Source organism: Xenorhabdus innexi (assembly GCF_002632485.1).
In the GTDB taxonomy this organism is placed as follows: Bacteria; Pseudomonadota; Gammaproteobacteria; order Enterobacterales; family Enterobacteriaceae; genus Xenorhabdus; species Xenorhabdus innexi.
Map to the genome: position 1 here is coordinate 1 of NZ_NIBU01000054.1, position 24,327 is coordinate 24,327.

Genomic DNA, 24,327 nt, shown 5'->3' on the forward strand with positions numbered 1-24,327 from the left:
TATGTGTCTGTTGCTGATAGCGTTCACGGATCACATAAGCCAGTTGATTGGCTCGTTCGTTTAACTGACGATAGGTCAGCTTTTCACCTGCAAACACCAGTGCGATATTATCCGGCGTGATCTCCGCCTGTGCTTCAAACAACTGTGGCAGGGTTTTATCCTGCGGATAAGGGGCATCGGTCTGATTCCAGTGCTGTAGGGTAGCGTGTTCTTCGTCACTGAGGCAGTTAATTGCGGTATGGGATTGGTGTGGATTACAGGCTACGGCGTGCAGAATACGCTCAAGCTGGCTTAACAGACGTTGAGTCTGTTCTGTCGTCAGCCAGTCTTCGCCATAACTGAATCTGATGATTAAGCGGTTATCCTGTTCATAAGCCATCAGCGACAGCGGGTAATCTGCTTTTTCGACAACCTGACGGAATGTCATTGTGTGCTCTATGCCCGCGTTATCTTCACTCAAAACCGGCATCGGGTAGTTTTCAAATACCAGCAGGCTATGGAACAGTCTTTCACCGTTAAACTGCAACCCGGAGAGCGAAACATTACTGTGGCTGTTAAGCGCGGCAATATCGTTCTGGATGTTCTGTAATAGGGTGGCAATGCTGTCTGTGTGATCCCAGCGCACCATCAGCGGCAACGTGTTGATATACAACCCCACACTGGATTCAATTCCTTCTATGGGCACATCACGGCCGGAGACGGTCGTGCCGACAAGAGTCTGCGTATCACCAGTGTAGCTGTACAACAGTTTGTGCCAGGCAAATTGCAGCGCCACATTCAGGGTGATCCCCATCTCGCGGCAGGTATTTTTCAACCGCTCATAAGCGTTGCCCTGTAGGGCAAGTTGCTGTGTTGCCGGGTTTTCGACGGTTTTTATCTGGGTTAAGTCGGTGTGATGACTTAACAGAGCAGACAGATCATTCGTGCCCTGAAAATGGGCTTTACGCTCAGCCCAGTAAGCCTCTGATTCTGTTTTATGTTCCAGATAATATTGCTGGGTTGCCAGATAGGCTTTATCAGCCACAATTTTCGGTGTCAGTCCCTGAGTGATCTCGTTGTAATATTCATGTACTGCCTGCAATAAAATCGGCTGGCTCCAGCCATCAAGAATCGCGTGATGCTGGGTGATAAGTACCGTGACCAGCGTTTCCTGTTGCCTGATCAGGTTGAAACGCATTAATCCGGGCTGGCTGAAATCAAAGGGCAGAGTGCGATCCTGTTGCCGGATGGCGTTAATGGCACTTTCCCGCTCCTCTTCCGGCAACCGGCTGATATCGTTAATGGTGAAGTTAGCTGAACTGATACCGGCACTTTTAGTTACGATTTGTAATATCTTTCCTTCCCAGTCAAAGGCGGTTCTGAGAATGGGAAAGCGAAGTGAAGCCAGCGCCCATGCCTGCTGGTAGGCGGCAATATCCATATTAGTATGATAATCCAGCAGTAACTGAACCCGATAGGCATCATCCTGTGGCTGAGCCAGATAATGGTAAACAAAGCCCTGTTGCAGACTGGTGGCAGGAAATATTGCTTCAATTTTGTTTCCGAAGGATAAAGCGGACTCCGCCGGAGCAGCAGGATTTTCACTATCAACAAGAGCATTAAAGTCTTCTTCAGAGAAAATGCTTTTTTCATTTAAAAAATCGACTATTTTCTCTTTTCTCTGTTTAACCTTATCAATAAGTTGAGAAGGAGGATTCTCTCCGGTAAATGCCAGCTTCAACTTATTTTCACAGACCCAGACTGATACCTGACTTTCATTGAGTTCTTTGAATAGCATCAACATTTTTTACACATCCAAAATAGTTTTCTGTTCTGAGTGGCGGTGTGGATTTGCATCATTTACGCGATTAAATCGCTGAGTAATCTGGTTGAGTTGTTCCATTGAAACTTGCGTGATCCCGTAATCACTGGGGGTCTTGAGACCACCCGATTGCGCCTGTTTTTGTGCATTCGTGATGACGTTGTGAAGTGCCTGTTCAAATGCCCGGATAAATGCTTCTGTCCGGCTTTGCGGCAGGCGGGAGTTCACACTGAATTGCAATTTTTCTTCCCGAACAGCTCCATTAATACTCAGCAATAAATGAGTGCTATTTTCGCTGGCTGTCGTACTCCCACAGGTATCTGATTGTCCTGAGTAGCTGAAACGGATGACCGGCAAATGACCGATCAGAGAGTTCGCCTGAGCTAACACGCTGTAACCAACACCTAGATTCGGGATACTACGAAGCATCTCTTTGGTATAAATGATGGTTTCTGCGGTATCCGGCTGTATTTCCAGACGAACGGGATACAGAGTTATGCCAGCGGACTCTTGCCGGCTTTCTGCCAGCATGATGTGGTTGACGGGACGGGAGAACGTTTCAGACAAAGCCTGAGCCAAGGCACTCAGCAGTAAATCGTTAATTTCGGTGTGGTAGCCGCTGCCGGATTCATGCAGCAGGATGTCCGTCATCTCAGCAGAAAGAGCAAACTGATGCGGTGTCAGTTCCCCCGCTTCTGCTCTGATATCATTTCCTGCCAGTATTTGATTCCAGTAGGGGATCTCATCCTTATATCGTTCTGAAACGGCAGTGACAGGAGATGACATCGCTGTCAGTAGCTTTGCCAGACGAGCCACTGTCGGAGCGTCAAAAATTGATTTCACCTGAAGAGTGAAACCAGCCTGACGCAGTTGGGAAACTAATTGGATACTGGTAATGGAGTCACCGCCGATACGGAAAAAGTTATCATCAATGCCGATTCGTTCCATGCCTAATACCGTCTGCCAAATGGTACAAAGTTGGCTTTCCAGTTCATTACGTGGTGCAACGTAACTTTCACGATTTTCCCGGATGGGTTCAGGCAGTGCCCGGCGGTTAACTTTCCCGTTCAGCGTCAGCGGGATTGCATCCATAAAGGTAAAGCTGGCGGGCAGCATATACTCCGGCAGGCGGGAGGAAAGATATTCAGTCAGAGTTTCATCAGACAAGGTTTCTTCAGCCACCAGATAAGCGGCTAGCTGCTTATTACCCGCGTTATATTCATAATCGATCACCACCGCCTGTTTTACCTGCGGATGCGAAGACAGAGCGCTTTCGATTTCCCCCAGTTCAATGCGATAACCGCGAATTTTGATCTGAAAGTCATTACGTCCGAGATATTCGATATTCCCGTCCGGTAACCAGCGGGCCAGATCACCGGTTTTGTACATGTGTCCATTAGGTTCAGGTGAGAACGGATCGGCAAGGAAACGTTCCGCAGTCAGATCAGGGCGATTCAGATAACCCCGCGCAACATTATCCCCGCCAATATGGATTTCCCCGACTACACCAAAGGGAACGGGTTGCCCGTGAGGATCAAGAATATAGCATCGGGTATTGGCAATGGGACGCCCGATAACGGAGACTTCCGGTACACCGAGCGCAGTACTGTACTCATACCAGACAGCATCGCCATTAACTTCAGACGAACCATAAAAGTTCAGCAGCCGGAGCCAGGGGAAACCGGTTACTGTCTGTCGTGCCAGTTCAGGCGGCAACAGTTCTCCGCTACATACCAATGTCTTGATGGATGCCAGATTGTGCTCACCATGATGCTGTATCAGGAGTTTCAGTAATGAAGGAACAACGACCAGAGAGTTCACACCAAAGCGATACAGACCTGCACAGAGACGAGCCGGATCTTTTACATCATGATCATTGAAGACCACCAGTTTGCCACCAGCTAATAACGTTCCCAGTGTTTCAGTGACTGAATCGACAAAACTGATACTGGTTTTCATCGCTGTCACCAGTGGAGATGGTGCAATGTTACGTACAAACCACCACAACCGGTTATTCAGCGCCTGATGACTACACATCACCCCTTTGGGGGCACCCGTTGAACCGGATGTATAAATAACATAGGCCAGATGCTGAGATGTTATTCCTGAAATATCAGGGTTATGTTCTGTCTGAATTCCTGTGAATGTCTCATGAGCATCGAGCATGATTATCGGGATGGGATCTGTAGTTTCCGTTTCGGGCTGCGTATGAAGACGGATTTTCTGCCGGAGCGTGGAGTGGGTTAATAATACGATCGGCGATGAATTTTTAACCATATAGGCCAGTCGCTCGTCAGGGTAAGCCGGATCAAGCGGGACATAAGCTCCGCCCGCTTTAAGAATGGCAAGCAGGCCGACAATCATCTCCGGACTACGCTCGATACATATTGCTACCCGATCATCAGGATGCACACCCAGCTCAATTAAATGATGCGCCAGCCGGTTGGCTCGCTGGTTGAGTTCGCCATAGCTTATCTGCCGGTCTTCAGATATGACGGCGGTGGCATCAGGAGTCTGGGCTGCCTGCGCTTCAAATAATTGTGCGAAGGTTTTATCCCGTGGATAAGGTGCGTTAGTCTGATTCCAGTGATACAGCAGAGTATGGCGTTCCTGTGCAGACAAGATATCAATAGCGGAAAGCGACTGTTTTTGATCTGCGGCAAAGGCGGCCAGTATCCGCTGATAAATATCCGTCAGCCGGATAATAGTTTCTTCATTAAACAGGCTGATGGCGTAATTCAGACAACCACTAATCTCGTTCTGCCCATCGGATATAAACAGGCTCAGATCAAATTTGGCAGAGTTATACAGTGAGTCATTGATTGCTGTCGGAATGAAGGGCAGACGCCTGTCAGGCGGGTTTTCCCCGAAACGCTGTACACTGAACATGACCTGAAAAATAGGGTGGCGGGCGGTATCCCTTTCAATATCCAGGGCATCAATAAGCTGTTCGAACGGCATATCCTGATGGGCTTTGGCTTCCGTTACCCGTTGATGAATCTGCCCGATCAGATTTTCCACATTGTCTGTTTGCTGAATCTGCGCCCTTAAAGCCAGTGAATTAACAAACATGCCGATTAATGGCTGAGTCTGAGCGTGATGACGGTTATCGGTCGGTGTGCCTAATACAATATCGCTTTGGCCGGATAATTTTGCCAGTGCAACATAAAACGCACTGAGCAATACGGTATAGAGGGTCGTTTCCTGTGTTTTTGCCAGAGTCCGTAATTGCCCTGAAAGCTGTTCATTCAGCACAAAATTGACATTTTGTCCCTGATAACTCATCTGAGCCGGTCTGGAATAATCCGTGGGTAAATCCAGTGATTCATAGTCGGCTAAAGCCTGCCGCCAGTAAGCTAACTGGTGTTCACGTATCTCGCCCTGTAAGTAGCTGCGCTGCCATGCGGCATAATCTCCGTAGCTAATCTCCAGCAGCGGGAGTTGGCAGTTGTGGCCTTCCAGCAGAGCATGATAAATTTCTGCCAGCTCATCCATAAAAATATCAATCGACCAGCCATCAATAGCGATATGGTGCCATAACAGTAACAGGTAATGCTGATCAGAAACCTGATAATGACGCAGGCGCAGGCTGGGTTCTGTGGTCAAATCAAACGGCGTGGTGACTTCTGCATGAACAGTATTCAGTAAATGATCGGTATCGTTACAGGAGCCGGATTGGATGAGAAGATTTTCGTCCCGTAATTCAGGATAAATAATGCCCTCATCATTACTGCGATACACCATTTTCATTATCGGGTGGCGTTCAGTCAGCCGATTGATAGCCGTTTCAAGCAGCGGCAGACAGTTTTTGTTATCCAACTGAACCAGATAAGGAATATGGTAAGCATTTGTACCCTGTTCAAACTGTTCGATAAACAGCATTCGCTCCTGAGCAAAGGACAGGGGATAGCGCTCTGTTTCCAAATGCGGAATAACAGTATAAATCTGCGTTTCCATCTGAGTTGCCAGCCCTGCAATGGTTTTCTGTTCGAACAACTGTGCCAGTGATACCTCGGTTGCCAGAATCCGGCGAATGGCAGCGATCAGTTTAACCGCAGTCAGGGAGTTTCCGCCGATACGGAAGAAATTATCCTCAATGCCGACCCGTTCCAGCTCCAGAACGTTCTGCCAGATATGACACAGTTGAGTTTCCAGCTCATTGCGAGGGGCAATATAACTTTCTTTATTGCTGAAGACCGGTTCAGGCAGTGCCCGCCGATCCAGTTTTCCATTCAGAGTCAGGGGAATTGCTTCAAGACGGGTAAAGCTGGCGGGCAGCATATATTCAGGCAGACGGGAGGATAAGTATTTAACTAAACTTTCGTCTGAAAGTTCTCCCTCAGTAACCAGATAAGCGACCAGTGCGGTATTGCCTTTATCATGATGGTCAATTACGACGGCCTGCCTGATCAGCGGGTGCGAAGCAAGAGCGCTTTCGATTTCTCCCAGCTCAATACGAAACCCGCGAATTTTGACCTGAAAGTCATTGCGCCCCAGATATTCCAGTTCTCCGTCCGGCAGCCAGCGCGCTAAATCACCGGTTTTATACAGACGGGTATAACCGTATTGCCGGTCTTTCTCAGTAGAGAAAGGATTTTCAACAAAGCGCTCGGCAGTTAATTCTGCGCGGTTTAAATATCCTCGGGCCAACCCGCCTCCGCCGATATACAGTTCTCCGGTAGCGCCGACAGGAACCGGCTGACCGGCAGAGTCGAGAATATAAGCAGCCATATCGCTGAGCGGACGTCCAATACAGGATATCGCGCTGGTGTCATTTCGGGTTAATTTTTTATAGGTTACATGAACAGTGGTTTCGGTTATCCCGTACATATTAATGAGGGCAGGACTTTGGTCGCCGTAGTGATCCCACCAGGGCCTCAACTGTACCGGATTCAGTTTATCACCGCCGAAAATCACGTAACGAAGGTGAGGGAATTCTGTTCTTCTATTCAGTGCCGCATCAATAAAGGCATAAAACGCCCCCGGTGTCTGATTCAGAACAGTGACCTGCTGTACAGAACAGAGATGGCTGAACCGATCAAAATCTTTTGTACATTCAATCGGCGGGATCACCAACCGACCGCCATAAAGCAGCGCTCCCCATAATTCCCACACACTGAAATCAAAGGTGTAAGCATGGTAAAGCACCCAGATATCGTTCTGATTAAACTGGTACTCTGCCTGAGTACTCGCGAATAAACGCCCGACATTTTCGTGGGTCTGTAACACACCTTTGGGTTGACCAGTTGTGCCGGAGGTGTAGATAACATAGGCCAGATCAGCGGCATTACTGACTGGTGCCGGATTTTCCACTGACCGTCCTCCGATCACGGCTTGATCATCTGCCGCGATCAGTTGTGCCTGACTGTACCTTTCAAGCTCTGTCAGATATTTCTGCTGAGTGATAACGCAGGGAGAACGGGTATCATTCAGAATAAACCGGACTCGCTCCTGAGGGTATTCTGGAGAGACTGGCACATAAGCACCACCTGCTTTCAGTACCGCCAGAATACTGACTACCATTTCCGGACTGCGATCCAGATAGAGTGCGACCAGCGTATCCGCAGGCATGGCCTGATTGTGTTGCTGTTGATAGTATTCGCGGATGACTGTCGCTAACTGATTTGCCTGTTCATTTAACTGGCGGTAGGTCAGGATTTCCTCTTCAAACACAATTGCCACATTATCCGGTGTTTTTTCCGCCTGCTTTTCAAACAACTGTTGCAGTGGTTCATCCTGCGGATAATACATGTCGCTCTGGCTCCAGCGATGCAGCAGAGTATGGCGTTCCTGTGCGGACAGCACGTCAATGCCGGACAGAGGCTGTTCCTGATCTGCCACGAAGGCTGCCAGTACCCGCTGATAGATGTCCGTTATTCTGACGATAGTATCTTCTTTAAACAGGCTGACTGCGTAATTCAGACAAGCGGTAATCTCACTGTTTCCTGCGGATATTTTCTCTTCAGATAAATAAAGGAACAGGTCAAATTTGGCGGGGCTGTATAAAGATTCTTCCAATTCCACCGGACGGAAGAGCATTTCATGTTCCTGTAGCGGAAATTCCCCCGATCCCTGCACACTGAACATGACCTGAAAAACCGGATGACGGGATGTATCCCGCTCAATATCCAGCACATCGAGTAGCTGCTCAAACGGGATATCCTGATGGGTTTTGGCTTCCGTTACCCGCTGGTGGATGAGCCTTATCAGGGTAGCAATACTGTCGGTTTGCGTAATCTTCGCCCTTAAGACCAGCGTGTTAACGAACATACCAATCAGGGGCTGGGTCTGGGCATGGTGGCGGTTATCCGTTGGAGTCCCCAGCAGGATATCGTCCTGCCCGGAAAGTTTTGCCAGCGTGACATAAAAGGCACTAAGCAGCACAGTATAGAGAGTGGTTTCTTGTGTATTTGCCAGCCGCCGTAGCTGGTCAGAGAGCCGGGTATCCAGCCTGAAGTGAAAATCCCGCCCCTGATAACTGACTTTTGCCGGTCTGGGATAATCCGTCGGTAAAATCAGCGATTCATAGCCGGTTAAAATCTGCTGCCAGTAGGTAAGCTGGCGTTCACGTATCTCACCCTGTAAATAGTTGCGTTGCCATACGGCGTAATCCCCGTAGGTGATATCCAGTGGCGGGAGCAGACTGTCACGATTTTCCCGCAGAGCGTGATAAATCTCGGTCAGCTCAGCCATAAAGATACTGACAGACCAACCGTCAATGGCAATATGGTGCCATAGCAGCAGTAAATAGTGATTATCCCCGACCGGATAGTGGCGCAGGCGAAGGCTGAATGTGTTAGCCAGATCAAATGGTGTGGCTATTTCAGCCCGCACAGTATTCAACAGGGTAGTTATATCTTCACAAGGCTGTGATTTTATAACTAACTCGTCGTCCAGCCGTTGTTGTTGAACTTGTGCATCACTATCACTGCGGTATACCATTTTCATCACCGGATGCCGTTCAGCCAGTTGATTAACGGCGGTTGCCAACAGCGATAAAGAAATCTCGTCATTCAGTTGCATCAGATAAGGCACATGATAGGCATCAGAACCCTGTTCAAACTGTTCGATAAACAGTATCCGTTCCTGAGCGAACGATAGCGGATAGTTGGCTTGTGAGAGATGAGGGATCACCGTATAAGCCTGTTGTTCCAGTTGGGTAGCCAGCCCTGTGATGGTTTTCAGTTCAAACAATTGTGCCAGCGATATTTCGGTTGCCAGAACACGGCGAATGGCAGCGATCAGCTTAATGGCGCTCAGGGAATTGCCACCGATACGGAAGAAGTTATCTTCAACGCCCACCCGCTCCAGCCCTAACACTTCTTGCCAAAGGGTACACAGTTGGGCTTCCTGTGCGTTACGGGGGGCAACATAACTCTCTCTGTTTAGCCAGACAGGTTTTGGCAATGCCCGGCGATCCACTTTCCCGTTCTGGGTGAGTGGAATTGCTTCCATAAAGGTAAAACTGGCGGGCAGCATATAGTCCGGCAGACGGGAAGCGAGGTATTCCATCAGGATAGAATCAGACAAAACACTCTCTGTAACCAGATAAGCCGCCAATACTTTATTGCCACTGTTTTCGTGGTCAATCACCACCGCCTGTTTTACCTGTGGGTGTGAAGACAGAACGCGCTCGATCTCCCCCAGCTCGATGCGGAATCCGCGGATTTTAACCTGAAAGTCATTACGACCGAGGAATTCGATATTTCCGTCCGGTAGCCAGCGGGCCAAATCACCGGTTTTGTACATCCGGCCAGTAGGTTCTGATGAGAATGGATCGACAAGAAAACGTTCTGCCGTCAGTTGCGGTTGGTTCAGATAGCCTCGGGCAACGCCATCGCCGCCGACATAAATCTCACCGGGCGCACCGATTGGCACCGGATGGCCCTGTGAATTCAGGATGTAAATACGGGTATTGTTGATAGGACGCCCGATAGGCAGCCTGCCGTTTTCCGGCGCTATTAACGGCATTTCATAAGAGGTGGCAAATGTAGTGCTTTCGGTGGGGCCGTAAAGATGCAGCAGATGCCGGGGAGCTGTTCCGGCTCTGAGGCGGAAAGCGGCCTGATTATCGCTCTGTTCTCCACCAAACAGCACGCAACGCAACCCTGACAATGACGGCGCAATCTGATCCGCATACTGGTTAAAGAGGGCGGTGGTCATAAAGAGGATACTGACCTCTTCTGATAACAGGCTCTGAGCAAACTGTTCGGGCTGTAACAGAATGTCTTTCGGGATCAACAGAACACGGGCTCCGTGAACCAGACCCGACCATATCTCCCAGATGGCAGCATCAAAGGAAATATTGGCGCAATGCGCTATGCAGTCATCAGGGCCGATATCAGCAAAACTGCTATTGATTATCAGGCGCAGAACATTTCGGTGTTCAATCATGACGCCTTTAGGCTGTCCGGTGGAGCCGGAGGTATAGATCACATAAGCCAGATGGCGTGCTGTCAGCCCTATCATCTGTGTTTCCGGATTGGTGTCCGGCTGGATAGCCAAAAGGGGAGCCAGTTCATCAAGGTGGAGTACCGGAACAGTCCGGGGTAATTGATCAGCCAGAGATGCCCTGGTCAGCAGAAGTCGTGGGGCGGCATCTTTCAGCATAAAATCAAGCCGCTCAACCGGATAAGTCGGGTCCAGCGGAACATAAGCACTCCCGGCCTTGAGAATAGCCAGTAAGCCCACCACCATATCCGGACTGCGCTCAAGGCAAATTGCTACCCGATCATCCGGTCGCACACCCAATGTCATCAGATGATGCGCCAGTTGGTTGGCGCGCCGGTTGAGTTCGTCATAACTGAGCTGTTGGTTTTCAAACACGACGGCGGTGGCATCAGGACGTTGGGCAACCTGTGCCTCAAACAACTGTGGCAGGGTTTTATCCTGCGGATAAGGGGCATCGGTCTGATTCCAGATATTCAATAAGGTGTGACGTTCTTGCTCTAATAGAATGGGTAATTCACTGACTAAAACAGCAGGGTTATTAATTAAGGCAGTCAGTAAGTTTCCCAGCCGCGTAAGAATATTTTCAATATCTGAATCGCTGAAATAAGATCGTAAATAACCGATGGTGATTTTTAATTCCTGATCATACCCATAATCTTTCAACCGGAATGCGATGGGATAAATATTAAATGTTGTGTCTATATGAGTATGTTCAGCCTGATTCAATTCAGGGTCTGAAGCTGAAAAGCGATCATATAAGATAAAGATATTAGGTAAAGAAAAGCCATGTTGATTTGCCAGTCTGGAAAGATGTGACTGAGGGAATTTACGGTGAATATAACTATTTTTCAGTGCTGATTCCATTAGCCTGATTTGTTTGATAGTGCTGATTGTCGGTGAAATATGACAATGTACCGGATATGTATTAGCCTGCATTCCGATGACGGATTTTTCTGACTGAGTTTCTCTTCCATGTGTGGCAGTATTAAAAACAATCTCTTTCTGGCCTGTTATTTCTGACATCAAAACAGAGACTAAACCGGAGAAAACAGCCAGCAAATGAATTTTATTATCGCGGCAGAAAATACGTAAATCATTTTTAATAGAAAGCGGCAATGTTAACGTTCTGTGGTCATTTTCTGTATTTTTATAATAAACAGGCAGTTGGTGTATTTCTTTTTCTCTTAAAAAATCAAACCAGTATTTTCTGTCATTTTCGTAATAAGTAGAGTTTAAATACGCCCTTGCTCTCTCAACGGATATTAAATATTGTGGTATTTCTGATACCCATGCAATTGATGTTCCATTTTTAATACAGTTGTACAATTTATGCAGATATTCATGAAGGTGATACAAACCAACGCCATCAATGATAATATGATGAAATATAGTAAGAAGATAATATTTTTTATCATTCAGACGGATCAGTGTCACTTGATAGGGTACTTCATTTAAAAACTCGACAGGGTGGCTGACTTGCTGCTTCATCCAGAGGAGAGCACTATTTTCAGGATCAGGTTGTGTTGAAATATCGTAATACTTAATTAATTCAGGGCTGCTTTTATTTTGGATGTATTGAACGACTTCATCATCTGAATTAATTGATATACGTAAACGTAACGTGTCAATATTTTGATGGAGTAAATCCCATGCCTTTTGCAAAATAGTGATATCAGCCTGATTTTCTATCAAGGTATACCAATTTAAGGTATGTATCGGGCTGTTTTCATAAAGAAGATGCTCATAAAACACATCCTCCTGAGAAGGGTGAAGATAATATAAATCCGAATTCAGTGAATCCTCAAATGATCTCATAATAAACTATGTGAATGTATTCCGTTTACGAATTATTTGTAATTTATGATGTAAGTGAGAGGATTTAATTATCTGCCTGACCTTAATTTATATCCGTTCTGATGTTTTCATATTTCAGCGTTCCTGCATCAGATAGAGATGGTTTCAATATTAAACGATTATGTTTATTAACAGGCGTTGGCATAATCCATCATAGTGTTATTACAAACAGTCTCGTAATCTTTCAACACTCTTCCTCATGAAAAATAGTTAAATTTTACCAGCCAGTGATTTGTTTTTGTTTTTTGTTTTTTTATGTGATCATTTCTTTCATATACCCTTTTTTATTTGATTCCGTGATTATCATTTTTTTATTTATCACTCATGTCTATAATTATTTGTAATGCAATAGTGATTGTCATTTGAGTTGGTGTCTATATTATTTTTTATCTATTTTGGCTGTTTTTTATTACCATGTGACATAACGGGTTATATTTAAAGGCCTTTATAAATATCTTTGATGGTTTGTTTCTTTTGTAGTGATTGTTATTTTTAAATATAATTTAATTCAGTTATTTTTTGGAGGGTTTATTTATTCTGTTGTTGATATTATTTTTGTTTGTGGATTAATGAATGCTGTAATGCCATATTTTAATATGGTTTTCAACAATGCTTGAAAATAATAAATTCAAACTGATATTAGCAGAGGGGATTATTTAAAGGAGAAACTATATATAAAATTACCCCTGTGTTTTATAGAGAATTATTATCGATATTTAAAACGTTCGCTATTCGGAATGATGACAAAAGCATTTCCCTGTTGAATACGAACTCTGTGGCTGTCAGGTAATTTTCGGTATGGGCGGGTAAATAAATCCCAACATGATGTGGTGATAGATTCGTTCATTAAACTGACGTTTGATCTGTATCCTATTGCCCAACCAATTTGTGCTCCTTCTTCTATTAGTGTTTTAATCAATACAGATAGAAATTCACCTTTACCCGCCTGGCAGACCTTCATTGATATCAACCCAATCTGAGTTAACCCATAATCAATAAGCATACGGGCAAGAGATGCACCATCAAGGCGACCAAACTCTTCATGATAAATACTATTACCATTATCTGAACCATGAGCAACGATGATAAGTTTTGAATTAAGATCGCACTGGCTAAAGGGCTTAATCGCAGGGCGGGAAGGTTGGCTATGAGGACGGGGTAAACATTTGTAGCCGGGCATGGCTCTTGTAGCGAAGGTATGAGCCTCAGGTATCTGGTATCTTCTTTTGAATATTTCACTGGTTGGTATGATAGGATCTCTGGGCCTGTTTGGTCTGTTGACCGGAAATGATAGCATAAAAACTTTACCCCATTTCATGATGTTACTCCTCATTCCTATCAGAAAATAAAACAGTAATATGCAGAAGATAAAACAGCAATATGCTGAAAAAATCAATGTTATATTTTTAACATAAAATACGTATCTCAGTATTTCTGACCTAACTATTTAATTAATAAGTGTTGATGAATGATTATCTGAATCCTGCTAGAATTCACAAGGTGAAATAGGGATTACTGTCGTGAATTAACAGTAAATAACAACAATAGGTTAATTAAATGAAAAGTGTGTACCATAAACTTAATATCCTGCGTAAAATTGATGATTTTTTAATGGCTCATAAACCCAATAATAGCACAGGTATTAAACGATTTATTTTAGAGTTCCTTTTCTTTGGGGTGATTAATGCCCGATCGTGTTTATTTGCCGGTCTCTTTTTTGTGTCTTTATTCTTAGTTCCGGTAAAAGGTATCATGGGAATACCACGCTATGATGTTTTATTAGTATTTGCAGTAATATTTCAGGCATTATTAATAGGGTTAAAACTTGAAACGTGGGATGAATTTAAAGCAATTTGTGTTTTCCATTTAGTCGGTTTTATTATGGAGTTATTTAAAACATCAGCATCGATTAGCTCGTGGCAATATCCTGATGCTGCGTTTACTAAGCTTTGGGGTGTTCCATTATTTACCGGTTTTATGTATGCAGCCGTGGGAAGTTTTATTATACAGTCATGGCGTTTTTTTAAAGTACGTGTTGAGCATTACCCCCCGTACTGGATGGCAACATTGGTTGCTCTGGCCATTTATATCAACTTCTTCAGTCATCATTATATTGATGATTATCGTTGGTATTTAACAGCTTTTATTTTTGGTTTATATGCCCGAGGTACTATTTTTTATACACCGTTGGACAAAGAACGTAGAATGCCGCTATTACTTGCTTTTATACTGATCGGTTTTTTTATTTGGTTAGCGGAAAATTTCGGTACTTTCTTTGGCATCTGGCAATATCCTCATCAATTAGGTGCCTGGTCTGTTGTTCATGCCGGAAAATGGGGGGCATGGTCATTGCTGGTGGTTGTTACCTTTACGATAGTCGTTCACCTTAAACATATCAAAGCCAGTGTGGCAATCTCCCGTTAGGATATCTCCATAGTGGTGGTGATATAGGGGGTAGATATTAGTGGTGCAGATATAGTGGTGTAGATATAGTGGTGGAGTTCAAAAAATTACTCTGCCACTAGCCACTCAAACAGGTGAAAGGGTTTTAATAAAATAGAAATAATTTAATATCTCATTTAACCAAAAGGGAATATTATGGATTATATGTGTGTTTAAGATTATTTTAATGAAAAATTTCTCTATTTTTTTACTGTTCTTTGCTGGAGCTTTATATTTTTAACTATACTTAAGGTTTAGCTAACGGAATTTTTAATTAAAAACAAGGTTAGGTTAATTACTTAAAGCGCCATTCAATAAAAAATAAATTTAATAAAAATAGAGCATTGCAATTATTTTAAATAGCATCACACAGATGAATAAAAGATGCTATTACCCGACTAACACACAATAGAGAGAAAATTCAATGTCCCTTACATATGAGTTTCTTGTCCAGTGGACACCATCAAACGGTGACTGGAATCTTTACCAGTTTGTTGAATCCGATGTTACTCCTGAATTTAATTTAGTTAAGACAGGTAATTGGCAGACAATTAAATCAGGCCATCAGCTTATTCCTATCGGTAACTATGTTATTGACAGGGATACCGCGTCCAATCAATTCCGTTTATGGCAGGTCGATATCGCGCAGTCGAATTTTCTGCCATCTTTGATCATTGAAGGAGATCTGAGTACCGAGTTATCTTCTGAAACGGAAATTATCCCATTAGGTAATTATTTGCTGTTATACAGGCCAGACACAGGCACCTATAAGTGTCGGCGTTTCGATCCATTCAGCAGTACATTGATGCTTACTGCCGATAGCCCGCAGAATATCACCGGCCAGTGGCAAACAATCACTAATGCAGATTTAATACCTGTTGCAGGCTATGTTGTCAGCCGGAACAGAAGTAACGGTCAGTGCCGGACATGGATGTTTGATGGCGGAAATGCCGCTGATATTCTGCCAAACCCGCAGATCCCCGGAATGCAGTGGACAATAGACCCGAACATAAAACTTTGTGTGCTGGGTGACAAAATTGTGGGTTGGAGTCCTGATTCACGGGATATTACCCTGTGGCCTGTCGATCCAACGCTGGCATGCCCGGCTTTGCCCTCAAAAACAATCACTGTCTGGAATGGCGCCTTACCTGCGGACACCATATTGTTTGGTGTAAGCCCCCTGATTCCATTGGAGTTGCCAAAAGGAGTGCAGGGCGAAGCCGAAGGTCCGGGAACAATTCGCTGGATGCGGCAACGGATCAAGAAAGTAGTATATCTGATGCTGGAGAATCGTTCGTTAGACCACATTTTTGGTGATATTTATACCGGGGGTAAAGTCGGGAAATTCATCGGGTCTGATAAACCTTTTGACGGAGCCAGTAATACGAACTGGAATGCAGATCACAATGGTCATCGCTATTATCAAACCAAATTTTCTGTACACAGCGTAGATTATCCAAAAGGCGATCCCGACCATTCGTACTCAGGTATTATTCAGCAATTATTTGATGGAGCAGATTCTAACGCCGGGCGCATTCCAGAAATGAAAGGCTTCGTCAAAAGCTATGGCTCCCGTGGAAAAAGCCCTGATGAGGTTATGAACTATTACGATCCTGACATGCTTGAACCATTGAGTATGCTGGCGAAGCAATTTGCGGTTTCCGATGCCTGGTTCTGTTCACTGCCCGGCCCGACAGACCCGAACCGCGCTTTCTCGCTGACAGGATCATCTTTCAGCAAAACGGAAAACTTCGAATCTGGAGAAATTTATATCAAGTGGCCTTACTCGCCGCATCGCCCCTCAGTCTGGGATGTATTATGGGCTCATGGCATTAAGGACTGGAAACTCTATTACCACACTACATGGGGAAATCTGCGCTATACTAACCATCTGTTTTTAAAGGGGCATATTCAGGAGGTTGATCAGGCATCTGACAATTACAATACCGACATCAGCGAATTTATATCATCAGCAAAAGCAGGAACATTGCCAATTTTCAGTTTTATTGAACCTGCCTGGCTCGGAAACTCATCAGGAATGGTTCCCAATTCTTGTCATCCCCCATCAGACATGGCTCCCGGATTAAAAATGGTGGCGGATATCTACAATGCCTTACGTCAGGGCCCCGACTTTGATCAGACATTACTGATCATCACTTTTGATGAGCATGGTGGCATTTATGATCACGTGCCACCTCCTTACACTAACAATGCTTATCGTAATGATAAGGATGGAGATTTCGGTTTCGATTTGCTTGGTGTACGTATCCCGACGGTGCTCATTTCGCCTTGGATAGAGAATGGAACCGTATTCCGCTCAACGCAGGAAGGGAGCCAGTATGATGCCACGTCATTTCTTTCAACCCTATTGCAATGGCAGGGAATTCCGGCATCGAATTGGTGGCTGGGAGATCGTATACGGGCAGCCGCGAGTTTTGAATCGGTCTTTCAGGCTGAAGATCTCCGTAAAGACATCCCTCTCAACGTACCGACTCCTGAACTTGACCCCGAACAGCTCGATATGCCGATGAACGAGCTGCACCGACTTTTTGTCACCCGTATTGTATACACCCTTTGTGCAGAGACCTTATCCTCTGAAGAGGCGGAGCAGGAAGCACAGAACATTTGTGCTCTCGGTAGTATCAGACTGGCAACAAACGCGTTGAATAACCTTGAAGTTCGTTTGAATGCCATTCACTCAGCAAATTGAGATAAACGATGATTGGCGCCAGATAATTTCCTGACGCCAATTTGTTTCTATCTGTTCAGCGGTTGTTTAACAGTATGGCGACTACTACAGTAGTAACCAGCATCAGTGTATTTTTATTTACTGCTTATTTTTCTTTTTTTAATCAATAAAATCGGTAGGTTATCCCACTAAAGCTAAATTTTAATAATAAAAGTCTTTCGAATGGTAAAGTAGTATATTATGCTGCATTTGGCTGTACTAAAGCAGAAACATCGATTTTGGTTAACGCATCATTTTCGCAATATCTAATTGAAACCGTAGCAAAAATCCCAAAAATTCTGAGTTAGTGAATCCTGATATAACCAGCCAACAGGATATTTATTGTTATTATCTTTTCACACTCCAACGAAAGGAAATTTAAAAGTTATTCATTGATCCGGTTAAGACCCATCTGGGTGTCAATCCAATCTGATCTGGCTTTGTTCAGTACAGAAATTGCGAAGTCTCTGACACGCACTACTGTGTTGAAAAGACTGAGAAGGTATGAAAATGAGAATTAGTGAAGTAGTGGAGTCAGGAAACGGCTCTAAAAAATATTTACTTTCAGCAAGTGATTCAGATTTAAGAAAAAGTGTTGAGTCTACTTTCTTTAGGTATACTGAACAACATTTACCCTATCTTTGTATTTCCAGCCAATATGGCTGTGCTGTTGGCTGTGTATTCTGTGAAACCGGCAGGCAACAACCATTGGGAAATATGACAGCAGAACAAATAATGCAACAGGTTCTGTTGTGCCGTGATCATTTATCAGGTTCCGGGGCATTGGAAGATAGTCAGGAACTCAATACGATACTGTTTGCAGGTATGGGTGAGCCGATGCTGAACCTGAAAGAGATCAGCGGTGCTGTTGCTGCATTCAAAAATCAATCACTGGCTAGTCGGGTTACACTGACAACGGTTGGCATTCGCCATACAGCAGAAAAACTGTATGACCTCCCACTGGATACTATTTCCATCTCTCTCCATGCGACTACGGATGAACAACGTAATATGTTGATCCCGTCAAAAGCGAAATTCAGTACGAAAGATCTGCTTGAATATTTTGCGGCCTATCACCACAACACGGGGACGCCTGTTATCGTTAATTATCTGATGTTGGAAGGAATAAACGATTCGCGGGAAGATTTGGCCCGGTTAAAAGACTTGGTAGATAAAGACACCTTTGTTATTAAACTGAAATACCTGAATGAAGTTAGTAGTATCAATGGAATTGTATTAAATCCGTCAGAAGAGATGCCGTCTTTTGCTAAAGAACTGACTGAAGCCGGTTTCCGGTGCATATCAGATAAAAGCGATGGTACGGAGATTCTGGGGGGATGCGGACAGCTTAAATCTCAGATCAGAGATATCCGCAATAAATACCGGATTATGTAATGTAATCTATGGCCTGGAGTCATCACATTCCGGGCCGATATCAGAGTCCCAGCCACATTATTATTTAGCCCCATTATTTACCCACGCCTCAGACTTTCACTTGGCATTTCTCCGTAGCGCGCTTTATATTCTGCACTGAATCGTCCCATATGTGCGAATCCCCAGCGCAGGGCGACACCCGTCACATTGGCCGCTTCTCCCGCTAGTAGCTCGGTGCGGACACGTTCCATACGCAGATTACGTAAATATTGCATCGGGCTGATATTCAAAAACTCCCTGAAACCGGAATACAGGCTGCGCAGACTGACTCCGGCCACCTGAGCCAGTTGTTCAGCCGTAATAGGTTCATGGGCATGAGCCTGCAAATACTCCTGTACCCGTCGTACATGCCGTGGGCGGATAGCGCCCCTGTGGTTGGCGTGATCACCACTATAATTATGTTGATGTGTGGAAAGCAGAGTGACAGAAAGTAATTGTTCAATCTGGCTGGTAATGAGCTTATATTGCAGAAGATCCGGTATCTTAGCGGTACATTGAAGCAGATAAAGCATCAGGCATCGCCATGTCTGGCATCGTTGCCACTCGAACCCCAGTTCAAATATCAACGGATTATCCAGAGGATGCCCTAACTGCCCGACAAGAGTCCGTTCCAGTAAAGAACGGGAAATCCGCACCATAAACTGAGCATTATCAGCATCCCAGCGCATGGATGTGTGTTGAGCCGGGCTGAGAACAGACGCCAGATTCGGTGTTGAATCAATACACTGTCCTCCGCTCTCAATATAGGCACAGCCAGATAGCGGCATCTGAATGAGAAAAAAAGAATCCAATTCACCCGGTGTAATTTCAACATTCGCACCATAATGCAGGCGGCTCATTGAAAAATCGCCGAATGGGATGTAGTACATTCTGGCATTCAGTTTCCGGCTGCTACCCAGCATATTAAGCTGATGCGGCTTCATCACCCGTCCGACCATGGATCTTATTTCATCGAGGTCATGAGATGAAAAAAGCAGGTGCTGCGGGGAACTAAGGTGAGACTCAATTTCGGATACTGCACATCTTGAATCAGAGCTTTTATGATCAACACAGCCCTTTTTATCCACATAATAATGATGCCATGGATTACTCGTCATTATCAGAAACCTCATAACGCCATCCCCGTTGTTTTCAGTCGGTATTTTTGGTTACATCCTGAAATCGATAGGGTATCTATAATGTTAATGTTCTGTTAGCAGTATCCACACTTTGCTTAAATGGCAGCTATATGATTGTGAATATATTCATGAGTGGGTATGTACTTATCCTCGAAGAGGAATGCAAGGTGACTGCGACCAAAAGCTTCTGGCTGTATTGAAAGTAAGAGTAAATTATTAATTACTTAATTTTATCAATGTCTTCGGCGGTGTTATTGTATTCGGAAAGCAACTTGGTTTTATTATCTCAATTTTTTATTATATAAACATATTATTTAAACTTGGCCGTAATTATCGATAAGAAGGATATCTTTTTTGAAGATAATATTTGATAGAATTAAATTATGATAGTGTTTTTATTTGTTTGCTATTGACATTTATTTATTTCGATGTAGGCTGGATTTAAATCTCAATATAATAATTATTAAAGAATAGCAAGCATTATTTCTTTTCGTAAAAAAATTCCAAATATAAATATTTGTCATTTATATTATTTCCGAAGTAGAGAAAAATTTTCTGCTAATCACACAGAATGTGGTTTTCTGTTATTAAGAATAAACTTTTTACTTTAGAAGGATAATATCATGACTACCATGACAGTTGATTCCACTGGTAAGGGAAAGATTATTAAAGGACAACCTCTTAGTGTGGTTGTGTCAATATCTGGTGAAGATAATATTCAGGATACTGTGCAGGTTACAGCTACTCCCCCAAAGGGGATAACTTTATTAAAAACATTTCCTGGAAAAGTTTTGAAGAAAGTTTTTTATCAGAAACTGATATTCCAAGCTGACGAAAGCAGCGATGCTAAAACAATCCCTTTTACTTCAGATTCACCGAGCAAAGCAAAAACGACTGCAACCTATACTCCTACTGATAACCCATTGCTGATCCCAGATAGCTGCATATTGAGAGGTACACCATCTTATCTGTATGACCAGAATCCCGTTAGCCTATCTGGCCAACTTCCAACAAGCAGTAATCCATACATTCTAGCGTCAATTAATCCGATTGAAGTTAATAACAGACCAATTTCAAAATATGATATTCAAATTCGTGCCACAGGCCCTGTACGGATATTTACTGTAGATGATGCTGAGATTTTCCCTTATGAAATTGGTAATCAAAAACAGTACTATGACTATTTAATTCCGAAACCATCAACATCAGCTGTTAATATTAAAATATATGCTACTAAAGGTATTGCTCAATTCGTCTGCTTTGAAACAATATTTAGCAAGAGCGTATACAATCAAAAGCAAATTATGTTTATTACGACTTCTAAAATTTCAACTTCTGACAATTTTGAACCGCCAACCATTGAGGAAACATACCAATCTTCTACTTTAACAAGGCCAGATCAACCTGATTACTTCCATTTTATGATCCCGCAGAATAATAATTTAAAGCCCGGTGATTTCATCATCGGGTTTGTGACGAATAGTGAACAAAATATTTATAAAAAACTACTCTCTTTCGGAGAGATAACGACTGCCGAAAATGGATATTTTAAATTTAAAGTAGCTTACAGCGATATGTATAGTGGCACCAATTTTATCAGTTATGCTGCCTTAGCTCATGGAGGCAACTTAACTGGGTCAGAACCTAATTACATCAATTATGATAACGATGGTAATAATAGCCCAGACCCCAATGACCAACGCCGAACTTTAAAAGCGCCTGAAATACATGACCAGTTCGGTGTATTTATTGGTATATATCAGTCAATAAATATTGACCGCATTGGTTTAAGAGGAATTGAAGTTTGGATACCAGCTGATTCAACAGATCCGAACCAGATCAAGGCTGGTGATTCAATCACGATTAAAGCCTATATTTCATACTGCGTCGATACAAAATCACCAGCTCGTGAGCTACCAATTGTTGAAAATCACACTGTAGCATCGGGAGATATAGCTGGTGGTTATTATAAGCACGTTATCAGTGCTGATAAACTTCTTGGTTATAACACAATAAAGGGGGATTATGAAGGTTCGATTGCAATAGAGTATAGTCGTCTTGCCCAGAACCAGAAATCGCAACTTGTTGCACGAGGATTTGATACTGTTGCACCTTAATAACTAAAATATCTGACATGCTGATAATCACTATAATCAGCATTTCTTCTTATAAATCAGATGATTCTTTTTATGAAGAGAACATTATATGCCTATACAAAAAAACAACCTTGTGGAGCCTTTTTTACCACAAAGTTATAATGGAGTTATTGATGAATCGAAATTAGATCAATCCATCTTGGTGATAAAAATAAATCAGTATAACGATGCCCATATTGGTGATGTTATCGTTGTTCATCTGAATAACTATATATCGTCATTACCATATTACATCACAGAGAAAAATAAAAATGATTCATACTATGAAATAACTATACCTTTCTCTACTATTCCTCTTGGTAACTACAATATTTTCTATACTATTACCGACGTTGCTGAAAATACATCAAATTCGGCAACTAACAGCGTTAAAATTATAAAATCAAACACCTCAACATCTTCAGTGATTTCTTCTCTGAAAATTGAAGTATTGACGAATGGCATGCCCGCCAATGATTACACACCTAATGTTGTACTCATCACAGCTTTAGATGAAAAAATGAAATCAGTATCCGGCATACCAATACATATAGCCTCCAATGACAATATGTGTATTACTCCATCTTCTGCTGTCACAAACCAGGATGGGGAGGTTATTTTTTGCGTAACATCAAATTCTGACGGTATTTTTTCAATACAAGCTACATCAGGAAATGTAAAAGAGAAGGCTGAACTGTATTTTTCTCCCATTTATGAAGCAATATTAAAAATAACCGGAAAAGAACAAATTGGAGAAGAATATGAAATAATTACCATTCAGGCTCACGATAAAAAAACACTTAAAAAAATTAAGAATGCGACCGTCTATTATAAAACAGAACAATCTAATAATATAAATCCCGTACTAATAATTGGCTCTAATAACAACACTATACAGTTAATGTCTACAGATGAATATGGACAATTCAAAATAAACCTGAAAGGTAAAGTGGGAGGGTGCTGTATCATATCTGCTACTGCCAATAATTATATGGGAAGCGTAAAATACACAAAAGAAAAATTAGAGGAAAATTAATAATGGCAAAAAAAACCCTTTCATTTTCAACCATAAAAAGTGGATGGTACGTCTCATATTATTTTATGACTGAAGCTGGTTATGATTATATAATAACATTAACCGACAACAATACCGGAACTACTTACGGTACATGGACAAAAAATGAAGAAGGAGATAATTCAATCTATAAATATTCCAATTCATTTCAATATACAGGACCAGACGGAGGGCTTATTTGTATTGTTGATTGCCCAGACAGCCATAAACTTGATAATTCCTTTAGCGCAAATATGATAACTCCAAGTGCGGGTTCTCCGACACTGGGATATACCTATTGTGCTGCCTTTGAGGATTTTGGTGGCTCGATTGATTACAACGATTTTTTTGTCTGTTTAGTGGGATGGACCCATGAAGGATAAACACCTATCTTATAAACCGTGAAAACGCTGAGATTTATACCGTGGGGAATTATTCTCCCACGGTTTTATCGTTACAGTGGAACTGATCTAATCACCATATCACCTTTATGCCGATTTTAGCCTTAAGCTCATAGCTATCTGCAAAATTATTCAGGCTAGTATTGGCTGAGGCTTGACCATAGACGAAAGATTTTCGGTTATCCCAACTATAAGAGCCACCGGAGCCTACTTCGCCCCAGATAGGTTCATTTTTACTGTGGAAGGCCACATTAGCGACATCAACATAATCATGATGTCCCAGAAGCTCCTGACGAACGTTGAGAAAGCCGTAGAGATTTGCGGCTTTTTCTCTCTTACTCTGATCACCATCCCACTTCTGCTTATAGTCTATTGTTGCGCCTGCGCGTAATTTCATGCTCCTGCTTTGATCAAAGTGGACTTTGGTTTTAAATGTGTCATGGAAGTCATTTAGGTTGATAGAAGAGAACGTAAGCTGTGCTTGTGGGGTCAACGTCCATTTAGGATTCAAGTCAAATCCTTGTCCTGCCTCCAGACTCAATGCATACCCCATCGCTGATTTATTATGCCCCAGTTGCCGACTGGCTGTTTTTGAATTCAAATCATTGCTAAAGGAGGTTATCTGAGCTAACCCATCAAAATAAAACTGATTATTACCAATCCACGTACCTGTCGTACCTAACGTGTAACCACTTGTACTAATATTCCCCTCACCGTGTAAAGAACCCACCTTTGCATCAATATTCGAATATTGTAGAAAGACTCCACCAGAAGCTAGTGGTACATTCTGCATTTGATGACCTCATCAAACGAGCTTGAAAACCATTAAGTTTTATGGTTAATTAGCACACCGTTTCAATGACCATCAGATACCCCTAATTTTTTATGTGGAAAGCGCCAGCAGTCAAT

The 24,327-nt window shown here is 43.1% G+C and carries 11 protein-coding genes; 6 read left to right on the forward strand and 5 right to left on the reverse strand.

The window, feature by feature from the left end:
• The 3 genes from Xinn_RS16225 to Xinn_RS16235 form a co-directional block, all read right to left on the reverse strand.
• Positions 1-1,783, reverse strand: a 1,783-nt coding sequence (locus Xinn_RS16225; protein ID WP_153043410.1) for a condensation domain-containing protein, incomplete at its 3' end; no start/stop codon positions are given.
• Positions 1,784-1,786: 3 nt separating this feature from the next.
• A complete protein-coding gene (locus Xinn_RS16230; RefSeq protein WP_086952913.1) occupies positions 1,787-12,067 on the reverse strand; it encodes a non-ribosomal peptide synthetase in 10,281 nt (3,426 codons plus the stop codon).
• 745 nt (positions 12,068-12,812) lie between these two features.
• Entirely contained in the window at positions 12,813-13,424 is a 612-nt protein-coding gene (locus Xinn_RS16235; RefSeq protein WP_086952914.1) for a hypothetical protein, read from the reverse strand.
• A 239-nt stretch (positions 13,425-13,663) separates the two neighbouring features.
• Between Xinn_RS16235 and Xinn_RS16240 the strand changes: the two genes are divergently transcribed.
• The 3 genes from Xinn_RS16240 (at position 13,664) to Xinn_RS16250 (ending at position 18,671) form a co-directional block, all read left to right on the forward strand.
• Positions 13,664-14,530: a DUF817 domain-containing protein gene (locus tag Xinn_RS16240; protein WP_086952915.1), complete on the forward strand. Its 867-nt coding sequence runs from the start codon at positions 13,664-13,666 to the stop codon at positions 14,528-14,530.
• Positions 14,531-14,972: 442 nt separating this feature from the next.
• Positions 14,973-17,258, forward strand: a complete 2,286-nt coding sequence (locus tag Xinn_RS16245) for an alkaline phosphatase family protein (RefSeq protein WP_086952916.1) — start codon at positions 14,973-14,975, stop codon at positions 17,256-17,258.
• Positions 17,259-17,786: 528 nt separating this feature from the next.
• A complete protein-coding gene (locus Xinn_RS16250) occupies positions 17,787-18,671 on the forward strand; it encodes a radical SAM protein (RefSeq protein ID WP_169923595.1) in 885 nt (294 codons plus the stop codon).
• Between the two features lie 77 nt (positions 18,672-18,748).
• Here Xinn_RS16250 and Xinn_RS16255 read toward each other — a convergent pair whose 3' ends face one another.
• Positions 18,749-19,807, reverse strand: a complete 1,059-nt coding sequence (locus Xinn_RS16255; RefSeq protein WP_099137688.1) for an AraC family transcriptional regulator — start codon at positions 19,805-19,807, stop codon at positions 18,749-18,751.
• A gap of 644 nt (positions 19,808-20,451) precedes the next feature.
• On the opposite strand from Xinn_RS16255, the gene Xinn_RS16260 reads away from it, so the two are divergent.
• The 3 genes from Xinn_RS16260 to Xinn_RS16270 all read left to right on the forward strand — a co-directional run bounded on the left by Xinn_RS16260 (position 20,452) and on the right by Xinn_RS16270 (position 23,400).
• A complete protein-coding gene (locus tag Xinn_RS16260; protein WP_086952918.1) occupies positions 20,452-21,945 on the forward strand; it encodes a hypothetical protein in 1,494 nt (497 codons plus the stop codon).
• 88 nt (positions 21,946-22,033) lie between these two features.
• A complete protein-coding gene (locus Xinn_RS16265; protein WP_086952919.1) occupies positions 22,034-22,999 on the forward strand; it encodes an Ig-like domain-containing protein in 966 nt (321 codons plus the stop codon).
• A gap of 2 nt (positions 23,000-23,001) precedes the next feature.
• Positions 23,002-23,400: a hypothetical protein gene (locus Xinn_RS16270; RefSeq protein WP_086952920.1), complete on the forward strand. Its 399-nt coding sequence runs from the start codon at positions 23,002-23,004 to the stop codon at positions 23,398-23,400.
• A gap of 91 nt (positions 23,401-23,491) precedes the next feature.
• On the opposite strand, the gene Xinn_RS16275 is transcribed toward Xinn_RS16270, so the two are convergent.
• Positions 23,492-24,211 (reverse strand): autotransporter outer membrane beta-barrel domain-containing protein, encoded by a 720-nt coding sequence (locus tag Xinn_RS16275; protein WP_099137689.1) that lies wholly within the window; start codon positions 24,209-24,211, stop codon positions 23,492-23,494.
• Positions 24,212-24,327: the final 116 nt, after the last annotated feature.